General features: G+C 46.9%; 9 protein-coding genes. 4 read left to right on the top strand and 5 right to left on the bottom strand.

Going from position 1 to position 17,494, the window contains the following annotated elements; translation table 11 throughout:
* Positions 1-175: 175 nt before the first annotated feature.
* A complete protein-coding gene (locus NDI44_RS09480; protein ID WP_190415189.1) occupies positions 176-2,002 on the bottom strand; it encodes a protein kinase in 1,827 nt (608 codons plus the stop codon).
* 65 nt (positions 2,003-2,067) lie between these two features.
* On the bottom strand, positions 2,068-2,613 hold the full coding sequence (locus tag NDI44_RS09475) for a GIY-YIG nuclease family protein (RefSeq protein ID WP_190415188.1): 546 nt from the start codon (positions 2,611-2,613) through the stop codon (positions 2,068-2,070).
* Between the two features lie 427 nt (positions 2,614-3,040).
* Here NDI44_RS09475 and NDI44_RS09470 point away from each other — a divergent pair, with 427 nt between their 5' ends.
* From NDI44_RS09470 to NDI44_RS09460, 3 genes are all read left to right on the top strand, one after another.
* On the top strand, positions 3,041-4,693 hold the full coding sequence (locus NDI44_RS09470; RefSeq protein WP_190415187.1) for an ABC transporter substrate-binding protein: 1,653 nt from the start codon (positions 3,041-3,043) through the stop codon (positions 4,691-4,693).
* Positions 4,694-4,879: 186 nt separating this feature from the next.
* On the top strand, positions 4,880-5,782 hold the full coding sequence (locus NDI44_RS09465) for a VWA domain-containing protein (RefSeq protein ID WP_190415186.1): 903 nt from the start codon (positions 4,880-4,882) through the stop codon (positions 5,780-5,782).
* Between the two features lie 119 nt (positions 5,783-5,901).
* Positions 5,902-9,180 (top strand): tubulin-like doman-containing protein, encoded by a 3,279-nt coding sequence (locus tag NDI44_RS09460; RefSeq protein ID WP_190415185.1) that lies wholly within the window; start codon positions 5,902-5,904, stop codon positions 9,178-9,180.
* Positions 9,181-9,206: 26 nt separating this feature from the next.
* Here the strand turns inward: NDI44_RS09460 and NDI44_RS09455 are convergent, their stop codons facing one another.
* The 3 genes from NDI44_RS09455 to NDI44_RS09445 form a co-directional block, all read right to left on the bottom strand.
* The gene (locus tag NDI44_RS09455) at positions 9,207-12,713 is read right to left on the bottom strand and encodes a PAS domain S-box protein (protein ID WP_190415184.1); all 3,507 of its coding nucleotides are present in this window, start codon (positions 12,711-12,713) and stop codon (positions 9,207-9,209) included.
* 406 nt (positions 12,714-13,119) lie between these two features.
* Positions 13,120-13,449 carry a hypothetical protein gene (locus NDI44_RS09450; protein WP_190415183.1) on the bottom strand — a complete coding sequence of 110 codons (330 nt, stop codon included), beginning with the start codon at positions 13,447-13,449 and terminating at the stop codon, positions 13,120-13,122.
* A 221-nt stretch (positions 13,450-13,670) separates the two neighbouring features.
* The gene (locus NDI44_RS09445; RefSeq protein ID WP_190415182.1) at positions 13,671-14,171 is read right to left on the bottom strand and encodes a pentapeptide repeat-containing protein; all 501 of its coding nucleotides are present in this window, start codon (positions 14,169-14,171) and stop codon (positions 13,671-13,673) included.
* 408 nt (positions 14,172-14,579) lie between these two features.
* Here NDI44_RS09445 and NDI44_RS09440 point away from each other — a divergent pair, with 408 nt between their 5' ends.
* Complete coding sequence (locus tag NDI44_RS09440; protein WP_190415181.1) at positions 14,580-17,072, top strand: GH116 family glycosyl hydrolase; 2,493 nt, start codon at positions 14,580-14,582, stop codon at positions 17,070-17,072.
* Positions 17,073-17,494 lie beyond the last annotated feature (422 nt).

Here is a 17,494-nt window from a genome sequence, read left to right as displayed (position 1 = left end):
CTAACCCGTTCATCCGCCAGCGATTGAAGCCGCACACTTTAAGCCAAAGTTCACTAAGATAGTAGACTGAAAAGCACGATTTAGAAGCCCATGTAGGTGAGGCTGAGGGACAAAACCTAACAAATGTTTGTAAACTACAACTATTAGCATTGTCCCAAAGCGGACGATAAAAATACTAACATTTCCTAGCAGCAGACACATTGTAATCGTGCATATCTGCTTCCCAAATACTGATGTAAATAACATCACAATCTTGCCGGACAATCATGCCTTTTAAAGAGCCTTGAGTAAAACGGTAAGAACTCAAGCGACGCTGTTGCACTTTTTGGAGTCCATCTTTAATGTAATTATCGGCTCCACCTTTTAATAATCCATCCAAAGTAGTCTCCATGACTTGAGGATCTACTGTTGGGTAAAAGGAGGCTTCAGTTTGGCGAAGACGACCGGAATTTCGATCGAATAAGTAGCCAAGATCGATCTGATTTGGCACTAAGTTATAGACGACAGCGCGGGTTCTCCAAGCGCCACTCACATCTATGTTTGGAGTGCCGAGGGATGCTTGTATAGTGCTTCTTGATGTACCGACGGGAAATGTAGGAACGCTCGAAACTGGACGATTTGGATTTGGGTTATTGTTTTCGGGTATGGGTGCAGGTTCTGGAGTTCGTGCGGGTTCGGGCGATCGCGCTGGTTCTGGTGTTGCAGATTGAACGGGCACGGGTTCTGTAGTACGCGCCCGTTCTGGTTCGGGTGAACGTTCCGATCTTGGACTAGGAGATTCAGCAATAACTGGCGGCGTCGCCTCGTCCTGTCTTGTGGGAGAATTTTCAGGTGATGGTTCAGGCGATGTCTCCAGGGGACGATTTCTTTCTGGGGTTCGTTCTGTTTCTCTGGTGGTTGGTTGTGATGTTGATGGGGAAGATGACGTGACGGGAGAGGGTTGGCGAGAATTAAACAGTCGAGAAAGACCGACAATAGCGCCCACCAAAACAATTGCACCCACAATGCCGATTAGCAGAGGATTCCATCGCCGTCCTTGACCAACTACAGGCGCAGGGTTTTGAGGGGTATGCGGCGAATTGACAGGCGCAGGCGAAACGTTCCTGCCACCACCCGGAGACACTGCAACGGTTGCCATATTAGACACTCCAGCACCCCCAGCAGAAGCCACCGTTGGAGTTGCACCCGATTGTAAAGCATCGAGCATTTCTCTGGAAGTGGAATAGCGATCGCGCGGATGCGACTGAATCGCCTTATCCAAGACAGCAACAAAACCCGGACTAACATTCGCTGCGGACTGATGCCACAAAATCTCCCCCGTTCGCGGATCGGTTGGTAAATCTTGCGGTAGTTTCCCCGTGAGTAGATAAATCGCCGTCAGCGCCAAACTATATATGTCGCTGGCGAAGACGGGTTGCCCGACTCCCTGTTCCGGCGGCATAAATCCCGGCGTGCCAATTACAATCGAGGCGGGAGCATTCCCTGGATGCACCGCCGCACCCATACTTTCCTTAACGGCACCAAAATCAATCAATACCGGCTTCCCATCCCGTTGCCGGATAATAATATTGTCCGGTTTGATATCCCGGTGAATGATGCCCTTGCTGTGGATATAATCCAAGACGGGCAGCAGACTGACAAGTATCTCCTTAACTTGACTTTCAGGCACTAACCCCTGAGTTTGCACCTTTTTGGTCAGGGTTTGCCCTTCAATTAATTCCTGCACCAGGTGAAACTGCCCAGCTTCCGAAAAGTAGGCGTACAACTTGGGAATTTGATCGCTACCTTCACCCATCGCCTCTAAAATAGCCGCTTCCCGTTGGAATCGATCTTGCGCCATCTGGAACATCTGGGGATTGTTTGCCATTGGCTTGAGCTGTTTAATTACGCAGCGACGCCGTGACGGCATATGAGTATCTTCTGCCAGAAAGGTGTTACCAAATCCACCACTTCCCAGCGTCTGGATAATGCGATAGCGATTGTTCAACAGGTGTGGATTCATGGGATGTTAGGGCGGTCGGGGTTGCTTGGTGCAAGGATTGTAGAAGACTTGCGGTTATGGCGTCCTTACTTTAGGTCTAGTAAGCCACTTTCTTTTAATTTTGGATTAAAGCGGAGTTCTTCTTGAACCCCACGAGATTTGAGCTGCTGAAAAATTTCTTCTTCAACGCGCCTTGCTACATTTTTTAACAGCTTCCCTTGCCCGACTTCATCCATCGCTGGACTTGTCAATTTAGTTTGTTCCTCAGCGGTCATGGCTCGTTTTGCATCAATCGGATCGTTCCATGCAGCTTGTTCGGAACCATTACCAGGAGGGACGGCACCATTTTCTTCAATCCAGGCATTCCGAATGCTCTCTAGCAGGGTACGGTTCGGGCGATCGTTCGTGTGTGCTTTTAGCCAATAGCAGCGTTCGTGTTGACGTACCAAATGTTGCTTGAGACTGAGATTGATATCGCGGGAATAGTTGATCAGTTGCAGCACTTTCTCTCGATCGAATATTGCGTATACGCCAATTTTTCCCTGAAATTTCTCTGGTAAATGTCCGGTTTCGTCGAGGTAAGGGATATATTCTAGGCTGGCAAGAGATGGAATATCGCTTTCAGAAGTCATCGGTATTTTTTGAGTTATTTATTTGACTTTTTGATAATCTCACAGAGGTGGCTCGAACAAATTCCAGAAAAAATATTGCTCTTGAATTTATCCCTAGATTTAGATTTAGGCTTAAACTCAGAGGTTCTTCCTTTAGGTGTCATCTTACTGCCAAAAAAGCGCTAGAAAATAATTAACCTTATCTCTACACTTCTGCGCTCACGCTTCACAAGCTTAGTGAAGGATAATGCACCTTCACTATCTTAAAGCGTCTGGAGCAGCGAACGTTGCCGCGCTAACAAGAATTAAATGATTAAGCTATAATAATCAATTTTTTTAATCTGAATGAATCCTGATGGCAATGGCGATGACACAGTCGCTCTTTCCGGCAGAAGATTGGAATTATTAGAATAAATAGTAAGTATGGCTACCAGGGAGATTGGCAGAATTGAATACGCAAGGCAAATGGATCTGTGATGGTGTACCGAAAAACAACAATCAACAGTACCCAAGCAATGAAGCCCATCCACCCCAGGAAAATCACGGGCCAGACTGTATTGTTTGCGGCTTGCCTAGAGCGGCAATGAATCCTCAGAAAAGCCAGAAAACGGTCATCTCTAAGCCGCCCGGTTCTAAGCCTTCACTTCTGCTGCCAATCCTGATTCTGCTGGGGATTCTGGCGGCACTGGCGGGGGGATTTGGCTTGTATAAACTGACACAGGGGAATAAACAACCGGCAATCGTTGCGTCTCCTGAGACTCAATCTCCCACTGCTAGTGACAATGCACCCACGGCAACTGCCGATCCGCAAGCGATCGCAAGCGATACCGCTGATAATTCCGAGTTGATCAGTCAAGGCGAGAAAATCCTATTAAAGGATGCAACAAATTCCCAAAAAACAGCCGCCGCAGTCGCGTTTGCCCAGAAAAATTGGGAGGAAGCGATCGCGCAATATCAACAAGCGGTTAGCGTCAACCCCAACGATCCCGAAAGCAAAATTTACCTGAATAACGCCAAAGCCAAAAAAGCCGGGAATCCCCTGACAATGGCAGTCGTGGTTCCCATCACCCCCAGTCCGGACACAGCGAAGGAAGTTCTGCGGGGTGTGGGACAAGCGCAAGACGAGTTTAACCAGTCTCCGGCGACACCCGGACGCTTATTAGAAGTCGTGATTGTCAACGATGTTGACCCGGTAAAAGCGGTTTCCTTGGCGCAAGACCTTACCAAGTCACCGAATATTTTAGGCGTTTTGGGACACGGGGTAGATAATGGCTCTCAGCAAGCGATCGCCATGTACGAACAAGCTGGATTAACCGTCCTTTCTCCCATCAGCACTAGCATTACTCCCGGTTCTGGCGGTCAGTCTACCTTGCAAACCATCCCCCTCGCCAAAAAAGCCAACGAGTTGCTGGGTACTTATCTGCAAACCGTCGGCACCACCTTAGCAAAATATACCGCGGCAAAGTCCTCCGCGCCGTCTGTGGTGGTTTTTTACAACGCCGATAGTCCTTACTCTCAGCAATTGAAGCAGCAGTTTACCACCGCCTTATCTAAAGTAAACGGCAAAGTTGTGAAAGAAGTAGATGTTACGGGTGCCAATTTCAATGCTGCTACTGAGATTCAGAATGCAACTGGGGCGGGGGCGAAAATTGGTTTCTTGGCACTCAGTAAGAATAAAGTAGATCGAGCCGTTGCGATTGCCAAAGCCAATCCCACGGGGACGCAAGGGTTACAGTTAATTGGCGGAGATGAACTCTATAACCCGACTATCCTCACCTCTGGCGGCGACGCGATTAAAGGCATTGTGCTGGCAGTTCCCTGGAGTTCTCAACCGAACGATCCTTTCGCCAACCAAGCTGCCACGATTTGGAAAGGACGTGTCAGCTGGCGCACCGCTACCGCTTATGATGCGACGAAAGCTTTAACGTCTGCTTTTAGCCAAAATCCCTCTCGTTCGGGGGTATCTCAACTTCTGAACCAGGGAGTGCCCATTAGCGGTACTGCTACGGATTTTAATGTTCTCAATGAAGTTCCGCTTGTGCAAGCCGCGCCTGGTTCTAATGGTCCGCCGGGATCTAAGTATGAATTTAACCCGATTTAGAAGAGAACGAACCGCCAAGGACGCAGAGGACGCAGAGGGAAGAGAGGAGAGAGAGGAGTTTTTGGGTTGATTGCAGTCCGGAGTCGGTAGTGAAAGGGCTGTAGTTTATAGTTTGTCTTTGCTTGTCATGAGTCGTTGTTGTTGATGACTCATGACTCATGACCAATTTACAACAGGGTTCTCTAAGTGAGTCGTTCTCGTCGCGGTTTGTGGTTGTATCCGTTATTCCAGATTCCGTTGATGTTGCTGGGAGCGTGTATAGTCGTGACGGCACTCATCTGGCTGTTAGGATTAGGTAGACCGCCAGTAGCAGTTGCGATCGCTCTCGACCTCAGCAGCAGCACTTACAGTACGGAATTTAACGCCCCAGGTACAGTTATGTATCAGGAAGTCGCAGCGGTGCGGTCGTATTTGCAACAAAACGCCCAGCAGTTGAGAAACAAAAACCAGATACAGGTTTTGGGATTTGGGGGAGTCGTGCGATCGCTTACGGGTGATTTTAAAACAGACAGTCAACAAGTGGACGCCGAATTAACTCAAGCTTTGGCAAATCCCGATCTCCCTCAACTGGTCGCGAACAATACGACAGATATTAACTTAGCAATTCAAAAAGGTACGGAAGCACTCGGCACTATTGGGCAAAAGCGCTGTCGAGAATTACTGTTAGTTACCGATGGCGGTGCTAACGTGTCACCAGCCATCATCACCGATGCCAGGAATCGTAAAGTTAGAATTAATACAGTTGTGATAGGGGAAGGCTCTCCAGAATTGCAAGCCGCAGCTTTAGCTACTGGCGGTATTTATCTGTCTGGCGAACAGAATAATCTAGAAATGCTCTTCACCGACACATTTTTTACCCGTTTCAACAGTAACCTTAAATGGCTTATTCTGGGGCTAGGGGCGACATGGATTGCTTTAATGTGGACGCTAATTTTACCCCTGGATCGGTGGTTATTTCAAGGTTTAATTGGTTTTAATCGGTCACTTTCTGGTCAATTATCCTTAAGTAATGCTCTATTTTGGAGTGTTTTGACACCTTTAATTGTTTGGCAGCTATTTAGTTTATTGGATATCGTTGTTAAATGTTAGGTGAGATTTTTAAAACCCAGAGGTACGCAAATAAAATCTTTTCTTTGCGTACCTCTGCGCTTACCTTTGCGCTCCTTTGCGTTAAAAATTCTAAAATATAGCTACTAGGAGAAAATCTTATGGCAGTAGAAGAGAAAAGCATGGTTCCCACTGTATTAGTGGGTATCGGAGGCACCGGGCATGAAGTGTTGTCACGAGTACGCCGCTTAGTAGAAGAAACTTATGGCAGTTTGCAAAATTTCCCCCTAATCAGCTTTTTAATTATTGATACAGATAGAGAGTACAAAGTCAATAATCCTGCCGCCGCTGGTTCTCCCTTCAAAGACAACGAAAAATATTGGGCAAGTGTTGCTGGTAGTGAAGTCAAAAAAATTATGTCGGATATGGGAAACTATCCCTGGATAGAGAGTTGGTTTCCTACCGAATTAGAGCGAAATATTGGGGCAATTGAAGTTGGTGCAGGACAAATTCGCAGTTATGGGCGATTTGCTTTTTATTGTAATTATCACAAACTTCAAAGACGGTTTAATGAAGCTGCTGATGCCGTCAAAGGACACGAAACCTTTATGCGCGATCGCTATGGCATTAAGGTAGATACAACAAGTTTAAATGTCTTTGTGACGGGTTCTCTCTCTGGCGGGACTGGTAGCGGAATGCTGATTGATATCGGCTATTGCGTCCGCCATTGGTTGCGGGGACAAGCGAGTCCAATGGTAACGGCAATTGTGCCGATGCCTACAGCTTTCGCCAGTATTAATGTAGGCGATCGCGTTCTCGCTAACGGTTACGCTGCTTTGATGGAATTGAGCTATTTTTCTGATTATAGAACAGAATATATTGCCCAATTTAGCAGTGGTTTAGTGGATGAAATTCGCAGTAAATCTGCGCCTTTTGATTTTACTTATTTGGTTGGAACAAAAAATGGGGAGAGTGAATTTACTCTCGACCAAATTCGGGAGATGATTTCCCAAAATATCTTCCTTGATTTAACTTCTGATTTTGCGCCTTATAAACGTTCGATTCGAGATAATATTAAAGGAGCTTGGGCGCAAGCAGATCCTGGTGGACGCGGTTATCCTAAGAACTTTATGAGTTTTGGGTTATCTACGGTAGAAATTCCGATAGCTCAAATTCGCACTTCTTTATCAGATCGGCTTGCCGCTGATTTTATTCGCTGGTGGCTGAATGAATCGGTACAGTTGCCACCGAATGTATTAGAGATGGTGCAAAGTGACCTGAAACGGATGCGCCTCACAGAAGGGGAACTGATTGCAGATTTAGCTGCGGCTGGTGACAGGTCATATATAACCGAAATCTCCGCTTGGGTAAACTCTATCCGCAATGAAATTGCTACGGATAATAAGTTGCAATGTACCCAGCAAGGCGTAAACATTGTTGGTGCCGAAAAGGGCAAAATTCTCCAGTTTTTAGACTATCTCCAGCCAAAAGTTGAAGAATATAAAGCCAATCATTTGCGGAAATTAAGTCCGGACGAGCGATTGCACGGTGACTTCTTGCAAAAGATGTACGATAACCGCAACCGCATCGTACAACAAGGACGAAAAGCGTTAGACGAAGAGTTTTATCGGATTATTGAGGATCGCACGAGAGGGCCAAAATTTGCTGATGCTTTCGTGACGGCGGTGCGTCAAATTTTTGAAAATGCCGCCGAAAAGTTTCGCCGGGAATCAGAAAAAGTTTGGCAACCCAAGGAAACCGAACGACAGAGAGATTACGAAAAGGCGCTGCAAGATATTACTGAGTTTAAGAATAAGTTTGCCCTTACCAAGCACGCAGATATGGAAAAATCCTGCGAGTTAGCGCTAACCGGGTTAGAAGGTAGCTTGGTAGCAACCATTCAAACTCAAGCAAGATATTTAGGTTTAGAAGTCATTACCAGAATGCTAGAACATCTGGATGAATTAAACCGCCGTTTGGCACGCTTAAATCAAAAATTGAAGCAAACCCGCGATAATTTTCAACAAAAAGCGGATCGACAAGCGGATAGTGCTGATGCTTTGATTGTGAATGGGATTAAGCTGTATAACCGCGAAGAACTCAATGAATTATATCGAGATTTAATTGAGCAACAAGCGGGTGCTAGCGAAGGTTCTAAGAGTCGCTACGAGTTGGGAATTGATGGGATTTGTAGCAATTTGTCAGTACAGGTTCTCGCAGAAGCAAGTCCGCTGTGGAAGCGTAACCGTGCGGCGGGTGAGTTGATGCGACTATTTGATGTGCCGAATTTAGCGGATGTGCAGGAGAATGATTTTAAAGAAATTATTGGCGATCGCGCTAAATTAGTCGTGATCAGTGCGCCGGAAAGTAGCCGATTGAAGCGGGAATTGGCAGCTGGCGATCGCTTATTCAAAGTCTTCAACAACGACGAAGCCGAAATCCGCAACCGCATCGGCACTGCTTACAGCAAATCGAAGCCGCTGATTTTACTCTCTGACGCCGTTCTCAAGCGTCAAGACGCAGGCTTTACCCCCGCACTCAATGCCAAAGTCGCCCTGGTTGGCGGACGCAACAGCAGCGATCCAGCGGCAATTAAGCTTATCCCGATTCTGCGGGAGAGAGTTGGCAGCAACGAAGGCATTACACCGTTGGGAGAAGCTGAACGTCACCGGATTGTTTTTGTACAAGAAATTGGTGGTTTCTCTCTGCGTTGCATTGAGGGAATGCCGGAGTTGCAGCAATCTTATCAAGATTGGAAAGGACAATCGATTCAGGCAAAACGAGCGCAACTTAAAGGCGAAAGCAAAGAACCACCGATTCCCGTTCACATTCAAAAAGAACCGCCTTTCTGGGATATTTTTCCAGAAAATCCAGATATTTTCCGCCTTGTGGTGCAAGCAAGGGCGTTACAAGTGCTGCGAATAGAAGAAAATCGCCTAACCAAAGAAAAGGTAATTCGCTACACCCGACAAACCGTAATTGGTTTGGAAAATGTCGATATCGCCTCCAGTTGGGAAGAAGCGGTGCAAGTGCTGCAAGTATTGGCGTGTCGCCCGGATAAAGAAGAAATTCAGCGTCAGGTAACGGCAAAATTAACCCAAGCTGACACGGTGCAGAAAAAACAAGCTCTGTATCACCAACTGAAAGTATATCTGGATCGGCGTGCCGTCGAACTAGAAAAAGAAGGCGCAACTGATAGCTTAAATTACAAGCGCGAAGCAAGAGTGATTCAGGAGATGATTGAAGCTTTTAAGCTTTATTCACCGGGTAGTCAACCTGTTGATTCTCCTGTTACAACTCAGCCAATTGGGGTTGCTTCAAATCATTCTCCGGCTCAAGAGACTCGCACTCACGTTTTCTGTACTAACTGTGGAAATCAGAACCCAGCGAACTCAAAGTTCTGTTCTAAATGCGGCACTAAATTAGTGCAACTGAGCTAACATCAATTCTTCGGGGAAGGGTAGCTTCAGGAACTGATGCTGCTCATCAGGCTAGCGATCGCTACCGCTAACTCGTCTGGCTCAATTGGCTTGGTGAGGTGTCTCTGGAAGCCTGCTTTTAGTATTTGCTGATTGTCAGTTTCGCCAGCATAAGCGGTTAGGGCGATCGCTGGAATCTCTCCCCCCTGCTCTGCACTCTTGGCTCTAATTTGACGAATCAGCATATAGCCATCCATTTCAGGCATTCCAATATCGCTCAACAGCAAATCCGGCTTCATCTGAGCTAGCGCCTCCAGCGCCTCAGCCGCCGATGCCACAGCGCGTACCTGTGCGCCACACTCTTCGAGAATGAAGACGATTAACTCCCGCGTATCCACCTCATCATCTACAACCAGTAGCTTTACCCCTTCCAAATTTGGAGAATTATCAAGTAACGGATTGTCCTGACTCGTCTGAGGCGCAGTTGTCATTAGGGGTAGCGTCACAGTGAAGGTTGCCCCTTGCCCTTCTCCCGGACTTGCAGCCGTAACAGTACCGCCGTGAAGTTCTACGAGGTGGTGGACAATTGCCAGTCCTAACCCCAATCCCCCGGATACCCGTGTCGTTTGGCTATCAGCTTGACGAAAGGAATCAAAGACGAAGGGCAAAAAGTCTGGGTGAATTCCCCTCCCCATGTCTCTTACTTGGATTTGGGCATAGGAATTTTGATTGAATTTTGATTGAATGAATTCCGAATTCTCTGGACTGGGGACTTGTGAAAGTTGGATATCTACCTGTCCTCCTATCGGTGTAAATTTAACAGCGTTCGAGAGCAGATTCCAGACGACTTGCTGTAAGCGATTGGCATCCCCCAATACCTTACCAAGATTGGGAGCGATCGCTGAGTGAATTTGAATCGACTTCGCTTCAGCCGCTAGACGCACCGTTTCCATCGCTTCCTCAATCGTTGCCACCAAGTTAACCGGAGCAATATTTAAACTCAGTTTGCCTTGCAGAATCCGCGAAATATCTAGCAAATCCTCGATCAGCCGTGACTGTAATTCGGCATTGCGCTCAATCGTTTCTAGGGCGCGGGCGGTGGTTTTTTCATCAAACTTGCGGCTGCGGAGGAGTTTTGCCCAACCCAAGATCGGATTGAGAGGCGTTCTCACCTCATGGGAGAGGACAGCCAGAAATTCATCTTTCATCCGGTTGGCTGACTCCGCTTGGGCGCGTGCGATCTGTTCCAGCTTGAAGAGGCGATCGCGTTCTTCTTCGGCTCGCTTGCGTTCACTCAGATCGAGGACGTAGCAGACACCCTGCTCTTGTAGAGATCCCTCAAACAAAGCAGTCCCCACCAGTACAAAGACGCGGCTGCCATCTTTACGGATCAATTCTTTTTCAAAGGGAACGCAAACCCCCTGTTCTCTGAGTTCCTTAACCGCCTGCTGAGTCCGCTCGATGTATTCTGGTGGAGTCATCAGATTCCAAGCAATTTCACCAGCTTGTAAATCCTCCCGCGTATAGCCGACGATTTGCAGAAAGGCATCGTTGGCTTCGGTAATTTTGCCGCTCAGATCGCCGAAAAAGATGCCAATGATATTTGAGTCAACGATGCGCCGCAGTCGCATTTCGCTTTCTTGCAGTGCGATTTCTATTTGTTTGCGATCGCTAATATCAGTAACGGTGCCAACATAGCCGATTGTCTCACCGTTTTCTCCAATTTCAGGAGCCGCTTGACCTAATACCCAAGTCACCGAACCATCAGAATGCTGATATCGATACTCTGATTGGAACAGCCGATTTCCCTGCGCGGCTTGATACCATTCAAAGATGCGTTGGCGATCCTCCGGATGAAGGGCAGTTTCCCAACCTTCTCCCAATGCGGCTTCTGGAGTGATTCCGGTCAGTTCGCACCAGCGTTCGTTGGTATACAAACACTTCCCCCGACTGTCTGTATGAAAGATTCCCACCCGTGAAACTCTCGCTAAGGTAGAATACCGCTCCTGACTCTGGCGCAGAGCTGCTTCTGCTTGCTTGCGTTTGCTAATGTCTTGGAACATCACGACACAGACCGAGGAATGACCGTGCATCGGTGGCAGGGTATCCGCAAAGACAATCAGGGAACGGATTCCTCCTGGCGTGTGCCAGTTCATCTCAAACCCGTTGAGCCGTTCGCCGCGTGCTACTCGTACTCCTGGCATTTGCTCGTTGGGAATCTGCGCTCCCGTCGTATCCGTGCAATAGTAAACGGTGTGGTACTCTTCGGCTGGTTTATCTTTGGGAAATTCGCCTCCTGCCAACTCGTCAGCGGCTCGGTTGGAAAACAGGACTCGACCCGTTCCTGGCTCAACAAACAGCAAAGGAGATGGCATCAGATTCAGCACGTCTTCTAACCATTGCTGCTGATTCTGGAGTGCTTGCGATCGCAGTTGAAGCGCTTCCTCCGCTCGCTTGCGATCGCTTATGTCTATCAAGAAGGCCATCCCTTCTTGTTGCTGGTCGTAAGGTTCCTGTAACAGGGCACCACCAATAAGAATGGGAACCCGGCTCCCGTCTTTACGGATATATTCTTTTTCAAATGGGGTACAAACACCATTTTTCTTGAGTTCTTCGGCTGCCTGTGCATCCAAATGCAGATATTCCGGCGGTGTTATCTGTTCCCAGGAAAGCCGACCCGAAACCAAATCCTCCCGCTCATATCCGACTAATTTCAGGAAAGCGTCGTTGGCGTAGTTGATTTTTCCGGTAAAGTTGGCGAAGGTGACACCAAAAATATTCGCCTCAACCAGGCGTCGGAAGCGCCTCTCGCTCTCTTGGAGTGCCTTCTCGGTTTGTTTGCGCTTGGTGATGTCGGTCAGCATTGTCAGCACCCCGATAAACTCACCTTGCCGATTGAGAATCGGGTTTGTGGAGAGGATTGCCCAAAGGTCTTCGCCATTTTTACGGCGAAGCCGAAAGTCAAATTGCTCTCGAATTCCCTGTTTACTTCGCTCAATGTGTTCCTCTGCCTCGATGCGTTCCTCTCGATTGATGAAGTCAAAAACAAAGCGATCGCCCATCTCTTGGACGCTGTAACCCAACATCTCAGCTAACCGCTGATTCGCGTAATCTGTCCGCAAGTTTGGGGTAATCAACCAGATGCCTTCGTGAGCTGTATCAATCAGGCGACGGTAGCTTACTTCTAGTTTTGATAAGCTTGCCTCACTTCGTTGCTTCGCAGCCAGTAATTCTGCATTTAACGAACTAATCAGCAGTGCGACTAAGCTAAATATGACTAGCTGGAGAACGTCCGTCTCACGGCTGATTGCTAGCTGATAGATCGGAGGTACGAAGAAATAGTTGTTAGCTAAAACAGCCACTATCGTAGCCACTATCCCTGGCCCCAGTCCGCCATACCAGGCACTGAACGTCACGGCGGCAAAAAACAACGGTGAAATGGATGTTTTAGTCGGCGGCAATAGCAGAAGCAGCAGCAGCGTTAAGGTGACTGACAAAGCCGCGATACCATAACGTTGCAGTTGAGAGCGCGTGACTTTTAACACTTTTAACATAGGACTGTTAGCTGAGTCCTCAGACTAACTTGATAAAACTGTTTTCACTTTATGACCTTATGATAGATAAATATTTTTGTCTATTTACCTTCTGGATTATTTTTAGCTATTTTAAAAATTCTATTTTTTATTTTTGGAGTCCTTTTAAATAAACGCTGCACAAGCTCGAAACAATTGCCTTGTAAGATGCTAAAAATTCAGATACCCGACTTCTTGAAGAAGTCGGGTATCTCGCTTTGACGACTTATGGAGAAGCGCTCATTGTCAACTTACTAGCCCTGGAAATTGGAAATCGCGGCTAAACAAAATAAGTCCGCGCCAAGCGGACTAACGAAAAATCATAAATTTTAAACCAGAGAAGCCAGGTTTTGTGTGTATAGCTGCGGTTTCAACCACCTAGCCTATCTTAATTTAACTGCGCCTTTCTATAAATGGCACAAAGACGAGACGGTTTAAATATTTTTGCTTTGAACATAAAGTTCGGCGGCACGTTGATGATAATATGATCGTCAGATTCTTTATATGTTTCAAATTCTGCTGGCATTCCTTTGGGAGTTGCAGTGCTGTAAGGAACAGGTTGAAAAAGTAATTCTGTAAACTCAACTGCTTCCCAGTTTGTCTGTTCGGTAATTTGGGTGAGAAAAGCTTCACCTGTTAATAAACTGAACAGAGCTTCTTTCGCTTCTGGCGCAAGCGCAAAACTACTGTCAAAATTCTCGACGATTTTAAGACCCATTTTACAAATACACTCTAATTAATCAACAACGGTCAACGCACAGCTATTGGAAAGCAAAGTAGGTAGACCTAAGATATTTTACATATACATGGAGAGTAGATGGAACGCGATCGCGCGTTGATTCAGCCAAGGGATACCTCTAGACAAACGCCGCGCCCTCTTCGCGTTGGGCGATATTCTGCTTTGGTTCTGGGCATCCCTTAAGATGTTCCCAATCCTTTTCACTCATGGATACTGCCATCGGGCATAATTGCCTGAGTCAGAATGGCTCCGCTCAAGTCAACTTCCAACAAATCGGCTCCTCTGAGATTGGATCGACTCAAATTAGCTCCATATAGATTCACTCCATTCAAGTTAGCTCCTCCTAAAAAAGCTTCACTTAAATTTGCATAACTAAGGTTCGTCCCACTGAGGTCTGCTTTCCATAAGTTCGCGCCAGTTAAATTGGCTTTACTGAGATCCGAGCGTCTTAAGTCGATTGCAGCCAAATCAGCTTGACTTAGGTTAGCGCCAACTAGGACAATTCCGCTTAGACAAGCAGTTCTTAAATTGGCTCCCATCAAGTTAAATGTAGAAATACATAGCTTGCCTGCCTGCATTGTTACCTTACTAAAGGTTCTTTGTCCGGTTGCGTATCGTTTGAGAAGTTCGTCAGCTTTTTTTTGAACTAACTCTGGCTGTGGATTCGCTGATGAATCAGTTTTCTGAGAGATAACTTCCATGTAATACTCTGGCGATCAAATTGAATATTTTTTATCATCCCCCTTTAGACATAAAAATAAGCATCGGAAATGATAAAGAATCTATAAAAGTTTAGTGAAGTTTGTCATTTTTTTAGAGGTAAAGAAATAATTAAAAATTTAAAATTGTAGTGCAATTTCTTAATATTTAGTCATACAGATGGTTATAAAGAGATGCCTGTAAAATATAGATTAAGTTACGTATTTTTCAGGAGAAATCAACAAAAAAATTTTTCGCAATTAAGTAATACTACGTAATGTGCAATGCTAATACATTTTGTTTTTTGTTTGCAGTATATAGACTTCTTAACTCCCCAATTTATCGGGAAGCTAGAGAAGAACTGACAAAATTTGGGTAATCGTAGGAACGAAAGACCGTAAAATCAAGGCATGATCTATCAACGCCCTCGCCCCGAAATCCCCGATTGCACTTGGAGTCGTCCCATTGGTCTCGGCTGGGACAAACCCCACACGGTTCGCTACCCTAGTAATCTCGACGATGGCCCTTGGCACGGGATGCCCTTGGGTGGCTTTGGAGCCGGATGCATCGGTCGTTCTTCGCGTGGCGACTTTAACTTGTGGCATTTGGATGGCGGAGAACACGTCTTCCGGAGCCTGCCTGCTTGTCAGTTCAGCGTCTTCGAGCAGCCAGAAGACTCCCCCGCGCAAGCTTATGCGCTTTGTACAGAACCGCCTGAGGATGGGACTTTATCCCGGTGGTTATGGTATCCGAGCGAATCAAAAATTAAAAATGAACAATCAAACGAGGAATCAAACTCAGCAGGCAGCACTGGAACCTATCATGCGCTGTATCCCCGCAGCTGGTTTGTTTATGAAGGGGTTTTTCAGTCTCAGTTGACGTGCGAGCAATTCTCCCCCATTTGGGCGGGTAACTATCAAGAAAGCTCTTACCCAACAGCAATCTTTCACTGGACTGCCCACAATCCTACGGATAAGCCGATCACGATTAGCATCATGCTGACGTGGCAGAATGTCGTAGGTTGGTTTACGAATGCAATTCAATCTCCAGAAGTGCGGGTGCGGGATGATGGCAGTCCGGTTTACGAGTACCAGCCGCGCTGGGGGGATAGTACCGGAAATTTAAATCAGTGGATTGTGGACTTCCACCGAGTGGGGTGTCTGCTAGATCGGGTGAGGCTACACGATGAAGTCGGAGAGGGGGAAGGACAGTGGGCGATCGCAACTGTCACGAATCCTAGTTTAGAAGTCTTCTATCACGGTCGTTGGAACCCGATCGGGGATGGCTCAGATATTTGGGATTTATTCGCTTGTAATGGCTCGTTGCCAGATCGAGAAGATGAAACTCCGGCAGCACCGGGAGAACAAATCGGTTGCGCGATCGCTGTCCGGTTTACTCTAAAACCTGGGAGAACTCGCCAAATTCCCTTCATCGTCTGCTGGGATTTTCCAGTGATGGACTTCTCACGGAGTACCCAGCAACCAAATCTGGGCACTCAATACTACCGCCGCTACACCGATTTCTTTGGTCGAAACGGCAAAAATGCCTGGTCGATGGTTCGCACCGCTCTCAAGCAAGATGATATGTGGAAGGATGCGATCCGAGAATGGCAACAGCCGATTTTGCAGCGTCAAGACTTGCCCAATTGGTTTAAAATGGCGCTGTTTAATGAGCTGTACTTACTTTGCGACGGCGGCACCCTCTGGACTGCGGCTTCGGAAGATGACCCTGTGGGGCAATTTGGCGTCCTAGAGTGCTTGGATTATCGCTGGTACGAAAGCTTAGATGTGCGACTTTACGGCTCATTTGCTTTGATGATGCTCTGGCCTAAACTGGACAAAGCGGTGCTAGAAGCTTATGCACGGGCGATTTCCACCCACGACGAGACGCCCCGAATTATCGGCTATAACCAAGCCTCAGCCATTCGCAAAGCCGCCGATGCGACGCCCCACGATTTGGGTGCCCCCAACGAGCATCCGTGGGAGAAAACGAACTACACCAGCTATCAAGATTGCAACCTGTGGAAAGATTTACCCTGCGACTTTGTGTTGCAGGTTTATCGAGATTTTGTCCTAACGGGTTCCACAGATATCGAATTTTTGCGCGAGTGTTGGGTGCCGATTGTGAAGACGCTTGCTTATGTCAAGCAATTTGATATCGATGGGGATGGGATTCCCGAAAATTCGGGTGCGCCCGATCAAACGTTTGATGATTGGAAGTTGCAGGGGGTTAGCGCCTACTGCGGCGGCTTGTGGATTGCGGCACTAGAGGCAGCGATCGCCATTGGTGAAATATTACACAAGTCTGAGTTTAATTCCGAAGAAAATTCCCCTGATTACCAATTACCGATTACCGAGTACCAAACCTGGCTAAAACAATCTCGGCAGGTGTATCAAGAAAAACTCTGGAACGGTCAATACTACCGGCTCGATAGCGAAAGCGGCTCTGATATCGTGATGGCAGATCAGCTATGCGGTCAGTTCTACGCTCGTTTATTAAAATTACCCGATATCGTGCCGCTTGAGCGTGCCGAATCTGCCTTAAAAACTGTCTATAATTCTTGTTTTTTGAATTTCAATCGGCACCTCCCGTCCTCCCAGCCTGAAACCTTTATCGGTGCCGTTAATGGCGTCAAACCCGACGGTACACCAGCAAACCCCGACGCGACTCATCCCCTGGAAGTTTGGACTGGTATTAACTTTGGGCTAGCAGCATTCATGATCCAGATGGGAATGAAAGAGGAAGCCTTCCAAATGACGGAAGCTGTGGTGCAGCAAATTTATGAGAATGGGTTGCAATTCCGAACCCCGGAAGCGATTACTGCTGCCGGTACTTTCCGCGCCAGTCATTACCTGCGAGCAATGGCAATTTGGGCAATCTACGGCATGATAACGCACTTTTAACGGCAGTATCCCGATATTTTGTTATCCGAATTTCCCTTGGGGATGCTACACATTTAATCCCCCAACTCTCCACTCAATTGGAGAAAACAGAAGCATTCAGTGTAGCGGTAAAAATGTGAAATGAAATCGTTTTTCCCCGATTAGCCAACAGCATCCTCTAAGGCGAAAGTGAAATTATCCCCCTTCCCTGGTAGGGGGATTGGGGGTTAAGTTTGTCTGATTCAAGAAGGATTGAGCAGCATCCCCGTTTGTGAAATATATCAGATTGATAGAATTTGCTGCTACACTAACGAATTTAAATATCAATTGCGAAAGACAGTGCGGAATTTACGGAGTTAAGAATGTTTATTGTAAAGTTACGATGAACAAATCGAACGATTCCATAAAGCTTCCATCATTTTTTTGTAAAGATTCTGTAAAGT

This window comes from Trichocoleus sp. DQ-A3, from assembly GCF_039961975.1.
In the GTDB taxonomy this organism is placed as follows: Bacteria; Cyanobacteriota; Cyanobacteriia; order Cyanobacteriales; family FACHB-T130; genus FACHB-T130.
This window is presented reverse-complemented; position numbering and strand designations above follow the sequence as displayed.